Origin of the sequence: Methanococcoides sp. LMO-2, from assembly GCF_038432375.1 — an archaeon.
GTDB classification, from domain to species: Archaea; Halobacteriota; Methanosarcinia; order Methanosarcinales; family Methanosarcinaceae; genus Methanococcoides; species Methanococcoides cohabitans.
The window spans coordinates 246,495-265,502 of sequence record NZ_JBCAUS010000003.1 but is presented as its reverse complement, the minus strand read 5'-3'; the positions used below and the strand labels follow the sequence as shown (position 1 = coordinate 265,502).

Here is a 19,008-nt window from a genome sequence, read left to right as displayed (position 1 = left end):
GTCATTTTGTTTAAAAAAGTGCTTGTTCTTAGTTGCTTTTGAATTCTACCCGATCCAAACACAACTAAGAACGTTCCTGTTTTCTTTAATAATTTACAAGCGTTGCTTATGGAACACTTCCTATATTCGCAATGGCTTCTTGCGCAGCAGTTCTTAAGTCATAATGCTCTCCCGGGTTCTGATATATCCGGGAAAGTGGGTCGATTGCATCATGACTTCCGATCCTACCTAGCGAATTTGCAGCTTCTAACCTAAGCTCGAATGCTTCCGTTTCGTCCAGCATTACCTGAATTAACGGAGCTAACGCCTGTCCATTCCCGGTTTTTCCAAGAGCTATGACTGCAGCTTCCCGGACACTCTGGAATTCAGACTTGTCCTGCAATAGCTGGATGAACAGATCTATTGATGAACCATCGTCAATGTCCCCAAGGCTCCTCACCATGGCAGTCTTTACATCTTTCTCCTTTTCTACACCAATCGCTTCAATGAGTGGAGGTATTGCCTGCTGACTTCCAATTGTGCTAAGTGTTTGGGCTGCTGTCTTTCTGACGGCCCAATAATCATCGTCCAGCAGATCGCTAATTGGAAGTAAGGTCTTGTCTTCATCAAAGTTCTGAAGAGCTTTTATTGCGGATATCCTCACCCTCCAGTTCTCATCTTCCATTGACAGGATAAGTGCATCCAGTGCACTCTCATCCCCCATCTCTCCGAGAGCGAATGCTGCAGCTTCCCGGATCTGCGGGTCATCATCTTTCAGACCCTCAATTATCGGTTTCGTTGCTCTTTCGTCTCCGATCCGTCTTAATGCACTTATTGTTGATTTCCTGACAGCGGTGGGTTCAGTTTCATCCTCGAGTACCCGGATAAGTGGCAGGACAGCATCCTTATCACCTATTGTTCCCAATGAACTTGCTGCAGCTGCCCTTGCATCTTCATGCTCGTTAGCATCTTCCAGCAGATCTATTAATGGACCTATTGCTTTTTCACCACCGATTCCGGCCAGAGCATATGCTGCATTTTTCTGGACATGTTTGTCATCATCTTTCAATAGGTCAATTAATTTGTCTACTCCGCTTCCATCCAGCTTTTCAAGAGCCATAGCGGCATTGAGTACAGTGAGATCTTCATCTCTTTTTAGTGCGGCAGTAAGATCGGGTACAGCTTTAGTATCACTGATCTCTCCAAGAGCGGTTGCCGCACTTCTTGGGAGTAGCCAATCATCATCCTCTAATGCCTGTATAAGGGGCTCCACTGCCTCATCGTCTCCGATCTGACCAAGAGCAATTGCAGCATTACTGCGAACTTCCCGTGATTCGCTAGTATTACTCATGGCCTGGATAAGGGAAGGTACAGCCTTCTTGTTTCCAATGTTCCCGAGACCTCTGGCCGCATGTCTCCTGACATACCGGGTATTGTCCTCAAGGGCAACGATAAGGGCATCCAATGATCTTTCGTCTCCCAGCTCGGCAAGAAAGAGTGCAGTATTTCCTCGAGTGGTTGCATCCTCACTATTCAGTTTCTCAATGAAATAATCAATGTCCTCGTCTGCGATCATGCAAAGTACATACATCATGTTTGCCCGGAATTCTGGTTTACTGTTATCAGCGAATGAGTGAATGAGCATTTCTGTTGCAGGATCACCAAATTGTACAAGTGTTTCTGATACTTCTATCAACAGTGCAGGATTATTCTCTTCCAGAACTGAAATAAGAGGCTCTATCGCCCTTCCATCTCCTGTTTCTTCAAGAGCTTTCACTGAACTGATACGAATGTCGTCAGATTCGTTCTTGTCCAGTAATATTCCTATCAGAATATCCGTGGATTCATCATCACCAATGATTCCCAGATTCCCGATAGCATCCTGACGGATCGATTCGTTCTCACTTTTAATGTCCTCAAAGGTAAGATTTTTGTGCTGGGCCTTGTCCGTATCAACACAACCGAGAGTAAATCCGGTTACCACAATGACCAGCAGACAAAGGTGTATTATTTTTTTGCAGTTCAATACATGATCGAATGAATATCCTGATGATCTTCTCATAACAAACCCCCCGTTTGCTCATTACTACCCGGAATGATCAATTCTGTTGAATCGAATTGGTCATTCCATTTGATTTCTACAGTTACGAGATACGCTTCTCCTGTTTTCCCCTTAACAACACTTTCCAGGGGTCTGTATAATTCCTCGGTGACTCCTTCCGGAGATAGCTCAATAACCGCTGCTGGAAGGTCTCTCCATTCCCTCAACAAGGTTTTCGTATTGCCTCCTACATCGTATTGGTAGTTTTCCGAGGATAGGACTTCTCCGGATTCCAGATCCGATATTATTATAGTTGCATCGACATCTTCTGCTCTACCCGGACCTTCATTTCGGATGTATCCATCTATCATATAGGCCAGCACATCATCTGATCTCTTTTCAGTATACTCCAGCTCCACCGACAATTCTGGTGGCAGGACCTTAATTGATGTTGTTTTCTCATCAACAACCTGCTCATTCTGGTAAAGTTTAACTTCAACATCGTAAGTTCCGGTTGCTTCGTAGCCAACAAGTACCTGTATTCTGTTTTCTCCAGGAACCAGTGCTACTTTTCCGGATATGGCGCCCTGGTCATAGGCATTCTGGTTTTCACCAGGTATGCTGGATATGATTATTCTCGAGGTCGAAAGACCTTTTCCGTTCTCATCAACAAAAGCATTTTTCACATCGAGATCGACATTGACGATGTGGCTTTCATTGTTCTGGATAACAAGCTCTAACTGATTTACCACATTCAAACCCACTGTAGGGGGAGCGTTTAAAGCAACAATACTGACATCATCGCGATCCCCTTTATGCAGAAAGATCCCTGCAAAAATCAGTATGAAAATGACCAATGCAATGATCAGAAATTCTTTTCTCATTTCGTTTCACCCCTTATATCATCAGCAAGTGAGATGCAATTGGTAAGTCCATACTTACTTTTCCTGACAATTCCACGCTTTTCAAGATTGATTAGGATCCTTGATACTTTGGCCTTTGAAAAATCAAGAGAGTTCACAAGTTCATTCTGAAGGATACGGCCTTCGTTATTCAGGATAATTTCAACGGTCTTCTTTTCATCGCCGGTAAGGGCTTTCAATATGATGCCTGAGATGTCCCTTTTCTCTGGTTCTTGAAAGTTCTCCAATGTTCTGTCCTTCAATGCTGTATCCTCCATTGACCTTTCCTTCATGGTTTCCTTCTCCTGCGGTTCGGTTTGAAATACACCAATATCAAGGAGTACTAGGGCAAGACTAAATCCACAGAGGAAGGCAGAGAACAGTAGCATGTATGCTTCATTAACCGTATATTTGTAGGGAATATCAATTATCTTGAAAGCATCGCCTTCAATTTGTATGACAACAGGATTGTTTACCAGAAGTACGTTGATCACAACTATACTTGATATTATGAAGATCCCTGCTGTCAATGTTGTTCTGATTCTGGACTTCATCAATTACACCATCTCACTTTCTACAAAATTATGTAAGTGTGAAACGAATGATATAATTTGACTTTGACAGGAAGGCAGGACGTCTCACATTTCTAAGACCACCGCTTCTCGATGTTGAAAATCAAATTTATTACAATAACTAACTTCATAATGTTATTTTAACATAATGCTATTTTTTGTGTAGTTATCATGTCAATGAATTGATGATGTAAAATACGGAATGTTTTGTAGCAAAAGCAAAACGTAAAGTAAAAGGCAAAAAGTAAAAGAAGAAAATTTGTCCCAATGCCAGTTCCTCATTGGATTCAGACAGAAAAAGTCCTCTTCCAACTGGAAAATTTCCGGGGATGTGTTATAGATGATTTTTTGTTCAAATCATCTTACTTAAAAATTAGACCTTAAAGTGTCCTGCCTTTCAGGATATTTTCAACAACAGCCTTTTTGTGAAGGTTCTCGGTCATCCTTGGCCTGTCGATCCACATGTCTGCAGGTGACTGTAATCCTGCTGTCTTGTGAGGCATGAACTCAATTCCATCCATAGCAGGAAGTTCCTCGCTCAGTGATGGTGGTACGTGGCTTCCAAGATTTGGCTTGCCGATGTTATGAAGCAGTTCCTCGGTTGTTATTTCCGGTCTGTTTTCATTTTTGCGCTCTGCTCTTGTCTTCTCTTCCATGATGGTGGATTGGCTTGCTAACTACTAAAACGTTTCTCAACTGGTAAGTTATATGTAAGGAAGCAAAGTTAATACACACAAAAAAGCGACATTACTTTTCAAGGAGAATTACCTATTGACCACAGTTCTTGGTATAGAAGGCACAGCATGGAACCTGAGTGCAGCTATTGTTGACGAAGATGATGTTATCGCAGAGGTCACTGAGACCTATCGTCCGGCTACTGGTGGTATTCATCCCAGAGAAGCTGCCCAGCACCATGCAATGTATGCCTCTGATGTTATTGAAAGGCTCCTGAATGAGTTTCGGGAAAAAGGTCATCATCCTCAGGATATCGATGCCATCGCTTTCTCTCAGGGCCCGGGTCTTGGTGCCTGTCTGAGGACCGTTGCCACATCTGCAAGGGCACTTGCAATGTCTCTTGATGTCCCTATGGTGGGCGTGAACCACTGTATTGCCCACATCGAGATCGGCAGGTGGAAGACGCCGGCAACTGATCCGGTGGTACTGTATGTAAGTGGTGGCAATTCCCAGGTCCTTGCTCACAGGGCCGGTAAGTATCGAATATTCGGGGAGACCCTTGATATCGGCATAGGTAACGCTCTTGACAAGTTCGCAAGGAGTGCAGGCTTAAGCCATCCCGGTGGACCAAAGGTGGAAGCATATGCAAAGGAAGCCACAGGCTATGTCAAAATGCCTTATGTCGTCAAAGGGATGGATTTCTCCTTTTCCGGACTTTCAACGGCTGCCAAGGATGCGTTAAGCAACAACTCCCTTGAGGATGTATGTTATTCTTTCCAGGAAAATGCCTTTGCAATGCTTGTGGAGGTCACTGAGCGTGCACTTGCACATACCGGCAAGAGTGAGGTGTTGCTTGCAGGTGGTGTGGGTGCGAACATGAGGCTCAGGGAGATGCTTGATGTGATGTGTGATGACCGTGGAGCACGTTTCTATGTTCCTGAAAGAAGGTTCATGGGTGACAATGGTGCAATGATCGCATATACGGGCCTGTTGATGTTCAAGTCAGGAACCACCACTCCGATTGAAAACTCACATGTGGATCCGAGCTTCAGGCCGGATACTGTGGATGTAACCTGGATTGCAGATAAGCATCAGGAGGTTCTTTGATGTACCTGCGAAGTGGTGCTGAGGCCAATGTTGCTCTTAAAGACGGTTTCGTGGTCAAGGAGCGCATACCCAAGCGGTACAGGGTTCAGGAACTGGATGAGAGGATCCGCAAGGAAAGGACAAGGGCAGAAGCACGCCTGATGTCGGAAGCAAGGCGATGTGGTGTCGCGACGCCTATTATTCATGATATCTATGATTTCACCATTGAAATGGAATTTATTGATGGGAAGCCACTGAAGTATCTGGTGGATGCTGACATGTGTGAAATGGTCGGAGAAGTGATCGGTCGGCTTCACAGTGGTGGCATCATCCATGGTGATCTTACCACTTCCAATATGGTCGTGAAGGATGATCGTATCTACCTGATCGATTTTGGTCTGGCATTCGTTGACAGTTCGGTGGAATCCAGAGGTGTGGATATCCATGTGCTGTTCCAGACCTTTGAAAGCACACATGCAAATTATGAAGAATTAATTGATGCATTCTGTCGCGGTTACAGAAGAGAACTCGAAGGGGCGGATGATGTACTGCTCCGGGTAAAAGAGATCGAGAAGAGGGGTCGTTATGCGTAAAATGGTATTTGTTACTGGAAATAAGGGTAAGTTCGGAGAGGCAAAGGAGATACTGGCTGCAAAGGACATTGAGCTGATACAGAACACCGATGGCTATCCGGAACTTCAGGAAGACGACCTTGAGCCTATCGCTGCATACGGTGCAAAATGGGCTGCTGAGAAGTTGAAACATCCTGTAATGGTTGATGACTCCGGCCTGTTCATCAAGGCACTGAACGGATTCCCTGGTCCGTATTCTGCATTTGTTGAGGATAATCTCGGGAATCAGAAGGTCCTCAAGCTCATGGAAGATGAGGAGGACAGGACTGCCGTCTTCAAGTCCGTGATCGGCTATTGCGAACCCGGGGAGGAACCTTCTGTGTTCGCAGGTACTGTGGAAGGGCAGATCGCATTTGAGGAGCGCGGCACAGGCGGGTTCGGGTATGATCCTATATTCGAGTACGAGGGCAAGACCTTCGGTGAGCTCGGAACCGATATCAAGAATACTCTTTCCCACAGGCGAAGGGCACTTGACAAGTTCTTCGAGTGGCTGGATTGATTGTCCAGCAAGTAATTGTGATCTGAGCAGTTGTGGTGATCGTGAGCAACCTTCAACGTTTTCTCGAGGATACGCGTGGTGTGGACACCATTCCGCTGAAGATGGTTGTCTATCTTTCAATTACTGCACTGGTCATCCTGCTCGCAACTGCTGCATGGAACAACATTTCTCCTGTGGTGGATGACACTGATATTGACAGGCAGCTGGAGGAAGCTGCCCTGAAGATCTCCTCCATACAGCATGGTTATGCCAGGGATGTCTCTTCAAAGGGGACGGACGGTTCGATGTGCACTGTGGAGCTTTCCCTGCCTGAGCATGTCATGTATGTTGCTTTTGGTGTTGATCCCGACCCTGATGGTGATGGTAATATTTCGAATACCGAATGGTCTGTGGAAGACAATATCATCCTCTGCGGATATGCCAGCGGTTTCAAAACACGTGTACTTATCAGTGGTGAAACTGTACATTTCAGGAAAGGCGCTCAGGAGGAAAATGGGCTTTGGATCTTCCACGAAAGTGCTTATCCGAATAGCAACACCAGTGAAGGCGTTATGATAGAAGGGCCGATCAGCGGGGAGTTTACCTTTGAGCTTGTTTTCGATGAGGGCAAGAAGACCCTCAGTCATTTTTAAGGTTAGTGTCTTTTGAAAAATGAAAATACTCTTGTAGATATATGAAATAAAAAAAGAATTACGTGCCGGAACATGCCGACACTCATGTGTGTTCATTTCAGATCCTGCAATGGGATCTTCCTGAAATCACTGGATAAAGCGTACTGAGTTCTCAAGCACCTGCTTTGCCTGGCTTTCTGTAAGTCCGGCTCCCATTGCCACTTTCAGGGCCGTCTCTTTTGTGATAAGATTATCCGGACTGTGGGTGTCGGTATCCACTACCATTGTAGCGCCGACCTCGTTAGCGATCCTTGCGACGTGTCCGTTTGTCCTGTTGTGTCCGTTCCTTGCAGTGATCTCTATGCAGACATCGTTATCCAATGCCATCTGGGCTTCCTCTGTTGTGAGGAAACCGGGGTGTGCGAGGATGTCAACATCTTCACAGGCAACAGCTGCAGCATTTGTTCCGGGTGCGACTGGTTCCACCGGTGACTCTCCGTGGACCACAATGATCTCTGCTCCCAGTTCCTTTGCCATCTTTGCAAGTGGGGCTATCTTTGCAGGGTGAACGTGTGTCAGCTCAACTCCGGAAAGTACCTTTATGTCCATGACCTCTTCCATATACTTTGCTTTCTTTACGCATGAGAGGACATGCTCGATGTTGGTATAATCAACGTGATCGGTTATTCCGATGCCACGGTATCCAAAAGTAACCGCACGACGCACAAGTTCGCTTGGTATGAGTTCTCCGTCACTGAAAACGGTGTGTGTGTGTAGGTCTATCATTTGCTCACCTGCAACATTTTATAAAAAGAATGGTCCTTAAAACGTCATTCCAATATAAATCGTTTGTGTACGAACATTCTTTAATGTCAATATCTATATAAGGTTTGCTGAGAAAAACTAATTTCTGATAATCTAAATGATCTATATCTCTATAGCTCTTCGTAGCTTATCGGAAATTTTGGGAAGGATGAATAAATTGACAGGAATAAGAAGATTGGTTCTGGATGTGTTGAAACCTCACCATCCCTCTACTATTGAACTGGCGGAAACCCTGAGTGTTATTGATGGTATTACCGGTGTGAACATCGGGCTGTATGAGGTCGACCAGAAAACAGAGAACATTAAGATCACTATCGAAGGTGATCAGATCGACTATAATGTGGTCAGGCAAGCCATTGAAAAGCTTGGTGCAGTTGTACACAGTATAGATGAAGTGGCTGCAGGCAACAGGCTTGTAGAAGAAGTGCCAACCCTTCAGGATCGCTGAAGGGTATATTTTGCTTTTTAATAGGATATTTACGGGATCATTCAGTCTGATGCCGTCTCTTCTTTACGTTCAATGACCTTTGCAAATGCAAAATTTGGCTTGACGTCAGTGATCTGGATCTTCACAGATTCGCCTTTTTCAGCTTCTTTTACAAACACAACGAAATCTTCAACATAGGCAATGCCATCTCCGCTGGCTCCCATTTCCTTGATAACGACATCAAATTTGTCATCCCTGTGCAAGGGTGCAGTGAGGAACTTCTTGCCGATCACATAGATCTCTGCACTTTCAGATCTTGAGGCATGCGGTGAGTATGCCTTGGTAAATGAAAAGCTTTTACGAACTTTATCCATGTAATCCTTGAACATATCTCCCTGGAATACCTTCACAACAAAGTGTCCGTTGGGTTTGAGGATCTTCTTTGCGCATTCCAGTGCAGATGTGGTAAGGTCTATGGATCGTGCATGGTCAAGGCTCCAGTTTCCGGACAGGTTCGGTGCAGCATCACAGATGACAACATCAGCTCCGTCCTCGCCGACCAGGTCGATTATCTTCTTGATCGTCACATCGGAGGTTATGTCCCCTTTGATCGTTTCTATGCCTTCGATATCCTTGATGCGGCGAAGGTCTACTCCGACGATCTTCCCGTCTGTGAGCTTCTTTGCGACCTCAAGCCAGCCGCCAGGTGCGGCACCAAGATCTACCACTGTGTCGCCTTCCTTTATAACATTGAATTTCTCATTGATCTGGAAAAGCTTATAGGCTGCCCTTGAACGGTACCCTTCATCTTTTGCACGCCAGTAATAGGTATCTCTTCTATGCCTTGCCATGTCTATCTTCACCTCTCATCGCATACAAACATCAAATATCTTGTGCTGCTCCCAGGGCATCGATCTGTTTGCTGATGGACAGCACCTCGTCCTCCATCTCCGGAAAGCCGCCTTCGATCCATGAGTCATAATCATAGTAAACGTTTAACAGGTCACTGTACCTGTGTTCAAGGGTGGGGATGTCAATGGCGGTGTCCTCCCCTTTAGCGAATGCCTCTATGTTGTGCTCGAGCTTTGTGATCCTGGCTTTCAGCCTTCTGGAGAACTTCCTGGTCAGTTTATCCGGATCGACCTCTCGGCGGTCCAGTTTCAGGATATCGATCACTTCGCTAAGGTCAAATGGAAAGTCCGGGAATGCATTTGGTCCCACTATATAGTAGTTGATCAGTTCTTGTTCTACCTCTACCTCTGCCTCTTCCTTTCCTTCCTCTTCTTTTTCTACTTCGTGCCCTTCTTCCGGATCCGATCCCATGAGCTCCCCGGAAGTTATTGTCTCAAGAAGATGCTCGGAAACTGCTTTTTCCAGCAACTTTGAGATCTCTTCCTCTTCGGGCACATCCTCTTCTCTGGTGTATGCAAGTTCCTGAACGAACTCTACTATTTCTTTATATGTGACAGCCCCAAGTGCGTCAACCATACCTTCTATTTCTTCCGGTTGTACCATGTTCTCTCCTTTCAAAGTTTATATCGGCGACAGCTGAAGAGACTTCTTAATATACTGTTCGTATCGTGTTTCTCGATCCTGGCATCAATGTTCCTTTCCAGGATAGCAATATCAGTATCTATGTTCTCAAGGATGTAATTTGCCAGTACGGTATCCCCGCATGCAACGATCATATCAATTTCAACTGTGGACTGCTCGAGCATGTTCTTCAGAGCGTTCCTGACCTTCTCAACATGGTGATCGATATCCTCATCCCGGAGCCTTTCAAAACGTCTCTGGCTGAATCCGCCCTTTGTATGTTTGGCCTTGACACTGCTTCTGATGACCATGTCCTCGTCAAATACTGTCCTGTCAGAGGAGATGCCTATGAGCGATTCTCCGGCGTGGGCTGCCAGGACACATATATTGATGTCCTTTGTGAGGGTTTCATTTAGCTGCTCAGTAATGAATGAATCCGATATTCCTATAGAACTTCTTTCGAAAGGAAGAGGGGGGACTATGACTTCTTGTATCATCTGCATCCTGTCATAGAACATTACATATCCTGTGTCAGACCTGATCTTCTGAAGCAGGTACTGGCTGTTCTGGTCCAGTTCTTTCATGACGTCTTTTGAGATTCCTGCATTCAAATTCATCTCCTTTTTAGTAATATATGCAGTTATCAGTGAATCATGGTCCGATCTGATGGATGCTGCCTGTGATGTATAGTTTTTCATCTGCGGCAGCACGATCTCCTCGATAAGTGTAAATGATATCTCCTCTGAAACCTCTGCTTTCTTTCCTTCAAGCTGGTGTGTGAGCGTTTCGATCTTCACGTTCGCTGCCTTAAGGCTTTCTTCAGCTTCCTGCTTTGCAGCGAGGGCACGTTTTGCAGTGTTCTCGTTCTTCTCGAACCTTTTCCTGTCGATCTCCAGCTCAAGGATGTGTGACTGGAGCTTGTCGATCTCGTCCTCCAGTTTTTCCTTTCCTGAATATTTGTTAAGCAATGAGCCCAGGTTTCCTGCGACTTTCTTTTTTCCGGACATTCGTCTCAATTTAAGCGTTTCAGGAATAAAAAGAATACCGTTTTTAAGAAGAATTTCAGTAAGCTACTTATCATTAGAACACAAAGTGGATTTGATGAATATGTCACGTCATCCTACTATGTGGATAAAGGGTCAGAGCAGTGCTTCCCTTTCCGGAAAGGTCATTGTCATTGCTGTTACCGGCAGCATAGCTGCAGTACGTGTTGTTGAACTGGCACGTGAGCTTATACGCAACGGAGCAGAGGTCTATGCTGTGATGAGCAAAGAGGCACAGCATATCCTTCATCCCTATGCATTGCATTATGCTACCGGGCATGATGTTATCACTGAGATCACCGGTGAGGTCGAACATGTGAAGTTCTTTGGTTCCGAAGGTTGTGCAGACCTTCTCCTTGTGGCACCGGCGACTGCCAATACGATCGGTAAGATGGCATATGGTATCGATGATACTCCTGTTACGACGTTTGCGACCACGGCAATGGGGGAAGGTGCACCTGTGATCGTTGTTCCGGCAATGCACAATTCCATGTATGAGCATCCTGCTGTGATGGAGAACATTAACAAGCTTCAGGACTGGGATGTCACATTTGTGGGGCCGCATCTTGAAGAGGGGATTGCGAAGATAGCATCCAATGATCAGATATTGCTTGAAGTGGAACGTTCCCTTGGCAGCAGCACACTTTCGGGGAAGAAGGTACTGATCACAAGCGGTGCAACAGCAGAATCTATAGATCCTATTCGTGTGATCACAAATCGTTCCTCAGGTCGCACCGGCAGGGAGCTCGCCATGGAATTCTATCGTCGTGGTGCCGAGGTCACGGTTGTCCACAATGGCAGACTTGACTCCGAAGGTGTGAACGAGATCCTTGTTGAAAGTGCAGGTGAGATGATCGATGCAACTCTAAGAGAGCTCGAGCATGGGTATGATATGCTGATAAGTGCAGCAGCGATCTCTGATTACACTCTTGATGCCAGTGAAAGTAAGATAAAATCTGGTGAAGACCTTTCCCTTAAGTTCAGGAGCACCCGCAAGCTGATAAGGGAAGTGCGTAATGCATACCCTGAGATTTCCATTGTTGGTTTCAAGGCAGAAGCAGGCATCACAGAGGATGAGCTTATTGCACGTGCAAGAGAGTCCCTTGAGGCTGCTGATCTTGACATGGTAGTTGCAAACGAGGTTAGCATTACAGGGATGGGTACTGTGGAGAACGATGTTCATATCATCTCTGCAAGAGATGATGCTATCACACATGTAAGCGGTAACAAAAGGCTGATAGCCGAGACGCTGGCAGACAATGTGGAAGAAATCTTCAGGAAAAACTGATCAGATGTTAACTGAGAGTTCTGCAGGCAGGGCCTTTGCACCTGGTCATATCACAGGTTTTTTTGAGATACATGATGACCCGGACCCACGTCACAAGGGGTCAACAGGTTGTGGCATTGTTATTGATGGTGGCATCGATACCGTTGTTACAGGTGACACGGAAAACACCGAGATATTTCTTGATGGTATTCCTGTTCGGGCGGAGACTACCCGCTCTGTCATAGGACAGCTCGTGGACTTTCCCGTTCGCGTGGAATGCACTTCCTCAATACCTATCGGTTGCGGGTTTGGTGCATCGGCAGCAGGTGCTCTGAGCACAGCCTATGCTCTTAATGATGCTTTCTCGCTTGGTATGACCTCCAATCAGATCGTGGAGGCTGTGCATGTGGCGGAAGTTACCAACGGGAGCGGCATGGGGGATGTGGAGGGGCAGTATTTTGGCGGCATTCCTATCAGGAGGTCTCCCGGATGTCCTCCTCACGGAGTTCTTGATCGTGTTCCATCACCTTCATTTAATGTACACTGTATAGTTCTTGGTGAGCTTTCCACGGGTTCTGTGCTTAGTGATCCTGTGATAATGAAGGACGTAAATTCTGCAGGCAGCTCAGCATTGCGTGATTTGTTGTCCCGTCCTACTGTTGAGAATTTCATGGTCCTGTCAAAGCAGTTCACTCTAAAGTGCGGTCTTGCGAGCGATCGTGTAATGGAGGCAATAGAAGCAGTAGATTCTGCAGGTGGTATGGCTTCCCAGGCAATGCTGGGGGAGACTGTCTTTGCCTGCTCGTTCGATGATGCAGAAGAAGATGTTATTGAAGTTCTCTCAACTTTTGGAAAGGTTACTACTTATAGAGTTACGTCGTCTTATCAACATCCTTGAAATTTGTATATAGATTCGCACGTTAGTTCGTAATAATGCGAAACAAATATTAATAAAAAGAACGTACTTCTTAATTCATTCAGTTTATTACATCATAAAAAGGAGTAAAATATTATGGTAATGGAAGATGATTGGGACATCAAAGATTCCGATGATGAAAGGAGACCGCCTATACCTGAGATCAAGATACCTCCAATGGCAGGGGTAATTCTTCGAGGTGCCGCTATTGTTCTGGCGATATTGATCATTTTTTCAGTGGTATTCGGGTCGATCTTCGTTTCGATCGGTGCCGGTGAGGTGGGTGTAAAGTTCAGCCAGTTTGGTGGTGTTCAGGACGATGAGCTTGGTGAAGGTCTGCATATTGTACCTCCATGGGTGTCTGTGACCAAGTATTCCGTAAGAAGTGAGGTCTATACCATGAGTGCAAGAACTTCCGAAGGTGAAGTTGTAGGTGATGACCAGATCAATGCATTGACGAACGAAGGATTGACCCTTGGTCTTGATATCAGTGTAAGGTACAGGCTTGTTTCAGAGGATGCAAGTGTGGTTCACAAGAACCTCGGTACGGGATATGCGGAAAAGATCATCAGGCCTACGATAAAATCAGTGATCAGGGAAGTTGTTTCCAGGAACACTGCTATGGAAGTCTATGGTGAACAAAGGGAACTGGTTGCAACCGAGATGCGTGAGGAAATGGAAGCTGCTCTCCTTGAGGATGGTATAATCGTCGAAGAGGTCCTTCTCAGGAACGTCAGGTTGCCGGAAAAGGTGGCTGATGCTATCGAGTCCAAGCTTCAGGCAGATCAGGAAGCCCAGAGAATGGTCTTTGTAAAGCAGAAAGAACAGCTTGAGGCTGAAAGGAAGATCATTGAGGCCAATGGTGCTGCTAATGCGACCATTGTACGTGCAACCGGAGAGGCTGAGGCCTTGCGTCTGATAAACGTGGAACTTGCAAAGAACCCTAAACTTATCAACTATAAGTATATCCAGATGCTAGAAGGACAGGAGGTCCAGACATTGATAGTTCCTGCTGATCAGGGAATTATCCTGGATGCTACTAACTGATAAGTGCGGTATATAATATGAGCGAGATCCCGAAAGATCATCCAAGGTATGCGTCCCTTATGACGCGGGAGAAGATAGTTGAAGGCGTAGAACTGGGAATAACAAGTCAGCAGGGTCTGGTCGCACAGGGTCGGGGCGAATGCTTCGACTACCTGATCGGCGAGCAGACAACTGCCTCTGCTTTTATGGCAGAGAAAGTGGCTGTTGCCATGTTGCTTCTTGCAGAGCACCCTGTATTGTCTGTAAATGGCAATGCAGCAGCTCTAGTTCCGGATTCCCTTGTAAGATTGTCTGAGGCTACAGGTGCTCCTCTTGAGGTTAACCTGTTCCACAGGACCGAAGAGCGTGTTAACCGGATAATCGAACATCTGAAAACCAATGGTGCATTGGAGGTTCTTGGCAGCAATGCTGATGCACGCCTTGACCTGCAACACAGCAGGGCTATTGTGGATAGTGACGGGATATACAATGCGGATGTTGTACTTGTTCCCCTCGAGGACGGCGACAGGTGTCAGGCACTTGTTGATATGGGAAAGATGGTCATTACCATCGACCTGAACCCCCTATCACGTACGTCACGTACAGCTACGGTGACCATCGTGGACAACGTGATCCGAACTTTAGAAAATATGATAGCCCTTTCTCATGAGATGAAAGGGCTTGAAGAAGCTGAACTGCGTAAACTCGTTGAAGGGTATGACAACTCTCATACTCTTTCCGATGCAGTTCGGCAGATGATAAGAAAACTTGAAGAACTTTCAGGTCTGTGAGGTATCTCATGGGCCTTATAGAAAGAACCAGGGAATTCGTTGCGGGTGTTCTCGCCGACGAACCCAGTTCTCATGAGATGTCACACATCGAGCGTGTGGAATCCACATGCATGAAAATACAGGCGGAAGAAGGCGGTGATCTTCAGGTGATCCGTCTTGCTGCCCTGCTTCATGATGTTGGCGTTGTCAGGGAGCACCGCGAAGGTGGGGATCACTCCGTATATAGTGCGGAGATCGCCCGCGATTTTCTTTTAAATGAAGGGGTTGATGCTTCTTCAGTTGATCATATTGTTTCGTGCATACGAACTCACAGGTTCAGTCGCGGGCATAAAGCTGAGTCTCTTGAGGGTGAGATTCTGCAGGATGCAGATCGTATCGATGCTCTTGGTGCTATCGGTATTTTCAGGGCTGTCATGTCCATGGGTGCATTGAGGTGTCTTAAACATTCCAGTGGTGTGGAGAAGGCATCTTCAAGGAACGCGTATGCAGAAGATCCTCTGGATGGTTTTGCCGAATACATGGAAATGAAACCTTTTAAAATAATGGAGCGCTTAAATACTGGCGCGGCAAAGAAGATCGCAGAGGACAGACTTAAGATAATGCATCAATATCTTGATGCGCTGGAGGAAGAGACCTCCTTCTGATCACAGGTATAAGGGATCAAAATGGCTGATATCATAATAAAGAACGGTTATATTCTTACAATGGACCCGTCCGTGGACAACATCAGGAATGGTGTTGTTGTTATTGAGGATGGCAGGATCACAGATGTTTGCGAGAAGACAGAAGAGGCGGCTGACATTGTAATTGATGCACAGGGCAGTGTTGTGATGCCCGGTTTTATTAACACCCACACTCATGCGGGAATGACCCTTTTCAGGGGATATGCAGATGACCTTGCTCTCTCGGACTGGCTTGAGAATCATATCTGGCCTGCAGAGGCAGAACTGACAGCATCAGATGTCTATGCAGGTACTCGTCTTGCATGTCTTGAAATGATCAAGAGCGGTACCATTGCATTTGCAGACATGTACTTCTTCATGGATGAGGTCGGTAAAGTTGTCGAGTCCTCAGGCCTTAGAGCTGCCCTTTCCTATGGTATGATCGAACTGTGGGACGAGGAGAAAGGCAAGAGGGAACTCAAGGAAGGCAAGTCCTTCGTTAATGAGTGGAACGGTAAGGCAGATGGCAGGATCTCTGCTATGTATGGTCCGCATGCTCCGAACACCTGTTCAAAGGAGTTCCTCATGAAGGTCAGGGAGCAGGCTACGGAGGACAATGCGAAGATCCACATCCATGTGCTTGAGACCGAGGCCGAGCTGAACCAGATGAAAGAGCAATATGGCATGTGTTCTGTGAACATGCTGGACAGCATTGATTTCTTTGGTCCCGATGTGCTTGCTGCACATTGTATCTGGCTATCCGATGGTGACATGGATATTCTGCGCAACAACAATGTGAACATTTCTCACAATCCTGTAAGCAACATGAAGCTTGCATCAGGCATTGCTCCTGTAACAAAATTGCTTGACCGTGGAGCTAATGTCTGTCTTGGTACTGATGGCTGTGCTTCCAACAACAATCTTGGCATGTTCGAGGAAATGAAAGCGGCAGCCCTGTTACAGAAGGTTGATACAATGGATCCGATGGCACTTCCTGCAAGGCAGGTGCTTGAGATGGGCACCGTTAATGGTGCAAAGGCGCTTGATATTAATAGTGGAATGATAAGGAAAGGCTATAATGCAGATGTCATTATTGTTGACATGAACAAAGCACATCTCAATCCATTGTATGATGTTCCTTCACACCTTGTTTACTCTGCAGGAAGCAGTGATGTGAGGACCACGATTGTGAATGGTAAGGTGCTTATGGATGATTACAGGGTCGTTTGCATGGATGAGCAGAAGGTCATCGATGAGGCCCGTGATGCAGCAGCTGAACTGATATCCCGTGTGGATGCGAAGAAATAATATGGCTGTTCATCTATTGAATTGATTACGTTATACAGTATGTTACTATATATTACGCTTTAAGTTGGAGATCCAAATATGAGTGAAAAAGAATTGATAGAATCCGGTGATATGAAGATCGGCTGGGTACGCAACCACATGCCCGTGCTGTCTATCATCAGGGAGAACTTTGAGCGCGATCAGCCTCTTAAAGGGCATAAGGTCGCAATGGCGCTTCACGTTGAGGCAAAGACCGCTGCTCTTGTTGAGACCCTTGCAATTGGTGGTGCAGAGGTAGCTATTACCGGCTGTAATCCACTGAGCACACAGGATGACGTTTCAGCTGCCCTTAATACAAGGGATAACATCGAATGCTATGCTAAATATGATTGCTGCGGCGATGAATATTATGAGGCTATTGACAAAGTGCTTGATATGAAGCCTGACATAACCATTGATGATGGTGCAGACCTTATCTTCAAGCTTCACACAGAACGCCAGGACATGATCCCTGAGATCCTTGGTGGCTGTGAAGAGACCACAACCGGTATCCACAGGCTCAAGGCAATGGACAAGGACGGTGCTCTTAAGATGCCTGTAATTGCTGTCAATGATGCAATGACCAAGTTCCTTTTCGATAACCGCTATGGGACCGGCCAGTCCTCCTGGGATGGTATCATGAGGACCACCAATCTGCTTGTTGCAGGAAAGACCGTCGTTATCGGCGGGTATGGCTGGTGTGGAAGAGGCGCAGCAATGCGCGCATCAGGACTCGGTGCTGATGTGATCGTGACAGAGGTCGATGCTATAAGGGCACTTGAGGCACGTATGGACGGCCACCGTGTAATGGCAATGACAGAAGCTGCAAAGTATGGTGACATATTCGTGACAACCACTGGTAACGTTGATGTCCTTACCAGGAAACACTTTGAGGTCATGAAGGACGGTACGATCCTTGCAAACTCCGGTCACTTCAATGTGGAGATCAACCTTGAAGAGCTCACTGCAATGGCAGATACGATCAAGATCGTCAGGAACAACATCAAGGAGTACAATGTCGGTGGCAGGAAGATCAACGTTCTTGCTGATGGAAGGCTTGTTAACCTTGCAGCAGGTGACGGACACCCTGCAGAGGTCATGGACATGAGCTTTGCAAACCAGGCATTATGTGTTAAGCACATCGCAGAGAACAAGCTTGAGGCAGGAGTACATCCGGTACCTCGTGACCTTGATATGTATGTTGCTGAACTGAAGCTCAAATCAATGGGCATAGAAATTGATGAACTTGAATCCCACCAGACCGAATATATGGAAGGCTGGGAGTGCGGGACATAATTGTCCTGCATATCTTTTTAGTTAGAAGTTAACTCTGGGGAGGATTGTTTTTTATGTTCAAAAGAAGGTCCGGGATTTTTTCTTCTATATTCAAACCTGTAACTTTGTAAAAGTGATAAATTATATTATATATACCTATTGAACTGTATTTATTCTGTTTGTCTTTACAATACTATATTTTTTATATGTTAAGTGCCTCTTAGTCCTGTGTATAAGTTTCAAAGGCTGACATGTAGAAACGCTTATATATCATCATTCCCTTGTAGTCCCGTCGTGTGAGGCATGTTATATGTGGCACCGACAACGTAACACACTGGGCTCGTAGCTTAGTCAGGCAGAGCGTCTGGCTTTTAACCAGACGGTCTAGGGTTCAAATCCCTACGAGCCCGCCAGCAATCCGGGAAGATTTTGCTTGCATGTTTTTAAGGAGGAGTAAATTTGAACACGTTCAGCCTGCTTGACCACGAATTCATCCCTCATCATGAGATCATGGATGAGGATGAACTGAGAACTGTCCTGAAACATTTTAATGTTGAGAGGGAGCAGTTGCCGAAATTGAAAGTAACAGATCCTATCGCACAGGAAATTGATGCGGCACCTGGCGACGTTGTTAAGATTACCCGCAACAGTCAGACTGCAGGCGAAGCACTGTATTACAGATATGTAATAGAGTGAATACGAGGTTTCAAATTTGAGACATTCCGTTTATTCTTTCTCTACTTTTTTTGGCCGCAGCATTATGAAATTTTATCACATTGCAGCAGGGCTAGTTAGTACTGTGTCCATTCCGGTGGATGCCGTATCATATGATTATAATCGCTTTATTACTCCAAAATATCCAATTAACTAAAAGAGGGTGCTATCATCGCATTAGATACAAGCATATTATCAGAGGCCTA

At 45.8% G+C, this 19,008-nt stretch carries 21 protein-coding genes and 1 tRNA gene; 14 read left to right on the top strand and 8 right to left on the bottom strand.

The genetic code is table 11. The annotated features are described in order from the left end of the window. Window positions 1–106: 106 nt before the first annotated feature. The 4 genes from WOA13_RS06455 to WOA13_RS06440 all read right to left on the bottom strand — a co-directional run bounded on the left by WOA13_RS06455 (window position 107) and on the right by WOA13_RS06440 (window position 4,150). Window positions 107–2,041: a HEAT repeat domain-containing protein gene (locus WOA13_RS06455; RefSeq protein WP_342127123.1), complete on the bottom strand. Its 1,935-nt coding sequence runs from the start codon at window positions 2,039–2,041 to the stop codon at window positions 107–109. After that, on the bottom strand, window positions 2,038–2,904 hold the full coding sequence (locus WOA13_RS06450; protein ID WP_342127122.1) for a hypothetical protein: 867 nt from the start codon (window positions 2,902–2,904) through the stop codon (window positions 2,038–2,040). The genes WOA13_RS06455 and WOA13_RS06450 overlap by 4 nt, the downstream gene beginning before the upstream one ends. Further along, window positions 2,901–3,476: a helix-turn-helix transcriptional regulator gene (locus tag WOA13_RS06445; RefSeq protein WP_342127121.1), complete on the bottom strand. Its 576-nt coding sequence runs from the start codon at window positions 3,474–3,476 to the stop codon at window positions 2,901–2,903. The genes WOA13_RS06450 and WOA13_RS06445 overlap by 4 nt, the downstream gene beginning before the upstream one ends. Window positions 3,477–3,874: 398 nt before the next feature. After that, the gene (locus WOA13_RS06440) at window positions 3,875–4,150 is read right to left on the bottom strand and encodes a hypothetical protein (protein ID WP_342127120.1); all 276 of its coding nucleotides are present in this window, start codon (window positions 4,148–4,150) and stop codon (window positions 3,875–3,877) included. A gap of 115 nt (window positions 4,151–4,265) precedes the next feature. Here WOA13_RS06440 and WOA13_RS06435 point away from each other — a divergent pair, with 115 nt between their 5' ends. From WOA13_RS06435 to WOA13_RS06420, 4 genes are read left to right on the top strand one after another with little or no spacing between them, the layout of a single operon-like run. Further along, entirely contained in the window at window positions 4,266–5,276 is a 1,011-nt protein-coding gene (locus tag WOA13_RS06435; RefSeq protein ID WP_342127119.1) for a bifunctional N(6)-L-threonylcarbamoyladenine synthase/serine/threonine protein kinase, read from the top strand. Then, window positions 5,276–5,848: a Kae1-associated kinase Bud32 gene (locus tag WOA13_RS06430; RefSeq protein WP_342127118.1), complete on the top strand. Its 573-nt coding sequence runs from the start codon at window positions 5,276–5,278 to the stop codon at window positions 5,846–5,848. The genes WOA13_RS06435 and WOA13_RS06430 overlap by 1 nt, the downstream gene beginning before the upstream one ends. Beyond that, window positions 5,841–6,386 carry an XTP/dITP diphosphatase gene (locus tag WOA13_RS06425; protein ID WP_342127117.1) on the top strand — a complete coding sequence of 182 codons (546 nt, stop codon included), beginning with the start codon at window positions 5,841–5,843 and terminating at the stop codon, window positions 6,384–6,386. Before WOA13_RS06430 ends, WOA13_RS06425 begins: the two co-directional genes overlap by 8 nt. A 41-nt stretch (window positions 6,387–6,427) precedes the next feature. Next, window positions 6,428–7,018 carry a hypothetical protein gene (locus tag WOA13_RS06420; protein ID WP_342127116.1) on the top strand — a complete coding sequence of 197 codons (591 nt, stop codon included), beginning with the start codon at window positions 6,428–6,430 and terminating at the stop codon, window positions 7,016–7,018. A gap of 126 nt (window positions 7,019–7,144) precedes the next feature. On the opposite strand, the gene WOA13_RS06415 is transcribed toward WOA13_RS06420, so the two are convergent. After that, window positions 7,145–7,783 (bottom strand): histidinol phosphate phosphatase domain-containing protein, encoded by a 639-nt coding sequence (locus WOA13_RS06415; RefSeq protein WP_342127115.1) that lies wholly within the window; start codon window positions 7,781–7,783, stop codon window positions 7,145–7,147. 187 nt (window positions 7,784–7,970) lie between these two features. On the opposite strand from WOA13_RS06415, the gene WOA13_RS06410 reads away from it, so the two are divergent. Next, on the top strand, window positions 7,971–8,270 hold the full coding sequence (locus WOA13_RS06410; protein WP_342127114.1) for a DUF211 domain-containing protein: 300 nt from the start codon (window positions 7,971–7,973) through the stop codon (window positions 8,268–8,270). Window positions 8,271–8,311: 41 nt separating this feature from the next. Here WOA13_RS06410 and WOA13_RS06405 read toward each other — a convergent pair whose 3' ends face one another. From WOA13_RS06405 to WOA13_RS06395, 3 genes are read right to left on the bottom strand one after another with little or no spacing between them, the layout of a single operon-like run. Next, complete coding sequence (locus WOA13_RS06405) at window positions 8,312–9,100, bottom strand: 23S rRNA (uridine(2552)-2'-O)-methyltransferase (protein ID WP_342127113.1); 789 nt, start codon at window positions 9,098–9,100, stop codon at window positions 8,312–8,314. Window positions 9,101–9,131: 31 nt separating this feature from the next. Further along, window positions 9,132–9,764 carry a DUF7109 family protein gene (locus WOA13_RS06400; protein WP_342127112.1) on the bottom strand — a complete coding sequence of 211 codons (633 nt, stop codon included), beginning with the start codon at window positions 9,762–9,764 and terminating at the stop codon, window positions 9,132–9,134. 11 nt (window positions 9,765–9,775) lie between these two features. Beyond that, entirely contained in the window at window positions 9,776–10,789 is a 1,014-nt protein-coding gene (locus tag WOA13_RS06395) for a Vms1/Ankzf1 family peptidyl-tRNA hydrolase (RefSeq protein WP_342127111.1), read from the bottom strand. A 94-nt stretch (window positions 10,790–10,883) separates the two neighbouring features. On the opposite strand from WOA13_RS06395, the gene coaBC reads away from it, so the two are divergent. From coaBC to WOA13_RS06350, 9 genes are all read left to right on the top strand, one after another. After that, window positions 10,884–12,113: a bifunctional phosphopantothenoylcysteine decarboxylase/phosphopantothenate--cysteine ligase CoaBC gene (gene coaBC / locus WOA13_RS06390; protein WP_342127110.1), complete on the top strand. Its 1,230-nt coding sequence runs from the start codon at window positions 10,884–10,886 to the stop codon at window positions 12,111–12,113. Window positions 12,114–12,117: 4 nt separating this feature from the next. Continuing rightward, window positions 12,118–12,990, top strand: coding sequence for a pantoate kinase (locus WOA13_RS06385; protein ID WP_342127109.1), 873 nt, complete (start codon window positions 12,118–12,120; stop codon window positions 12,988–12,990). 114 nt (window positions 12,991–13,104) lie between these two features. Beyond that, window positions 13,105–14,055 carry a prohibitin family protein gene (locus tag WOA13_RS06380; protein ID WP_342127108.1) on the top strand — a complete coding sequence of 317 codons (951 nt, stop codon included), beginning with the start codon at window positions 13,105–13,107 and terminating at the stop codon, window positions 14,053–14,055. 17 nt (window positions 14,056–14,072) lie between these two features. Beyond that, window positions 14,073–14,825, top strand: a complete 753-nt coding sequence (locus WOA13_RS06375; protein ID WP_342127107.1) for a 4-phosphopantoate--beta-alanine ligase — start codon at window positions 14,073–14,075, stop codon at window positions 14,823–14,825. Window positions 14,826–14,833: 8 nt separating this feature from the next. Continuing rightward, entirely contained in the window at window positions 14,834–15,469 is a 636-nt protein-coding gene (locus tag WOA13_RS06370; protein WP_342127106.1) for an HD domain-containing protein, read from the top strand. A gap of 21 nt (window positions 15,470–15,490) precedes the next feature. Beyond that, the gene (locus WOA13_RS06365; RefSeq protein WP_342127105.1) at window positions 15,491–16,795 is read left to right on the top strand and encodes an amidohydrolase family protein; all 1,305 of its coding nucleotides are present in this window, start codon (window positions 15,491–15,493) and stop codon (window positions 16,793–16,795) included. 78 nt (window positions 16,796–16,873) lie between these two features. Continuing rightward, window positions 16,874–18,109 carry an adenosylhomocysteinase gene (locus WOA13_RS06360; RefSeq protein WP_342127104.1) on the top strand — a complete coding sequence of 412 codons (1,236 nt, stop codon included), beginning with the start codon at window positions 16,874–16,876 and terminating at the stop codon, window positions 18,107–18,109. Window positions 18,110–18,424: 315 nt separating this feature from the next. Beyond that, window positions 18,425–18,501 (top strand) — tRNA-Lys (locus tag WOA13_RS06355). 46 nt (window positions 18,502–18,547) lie between these two features. After that, window positions 18,548–18,784: a DNA-directed RNA polymerase subunit H gene (locus WOA13_RS06350; RefSeq protein ID WP_342127103.1), complete on the top strand. Its 237-nt coding sequence runs from the start codon at window positions 18,548–18,550 to the stop codon at window positions 18,782–18,784. The last annotated feature ends 224 nt before the right edge of the window (window positions 18,785–19,008 follow it).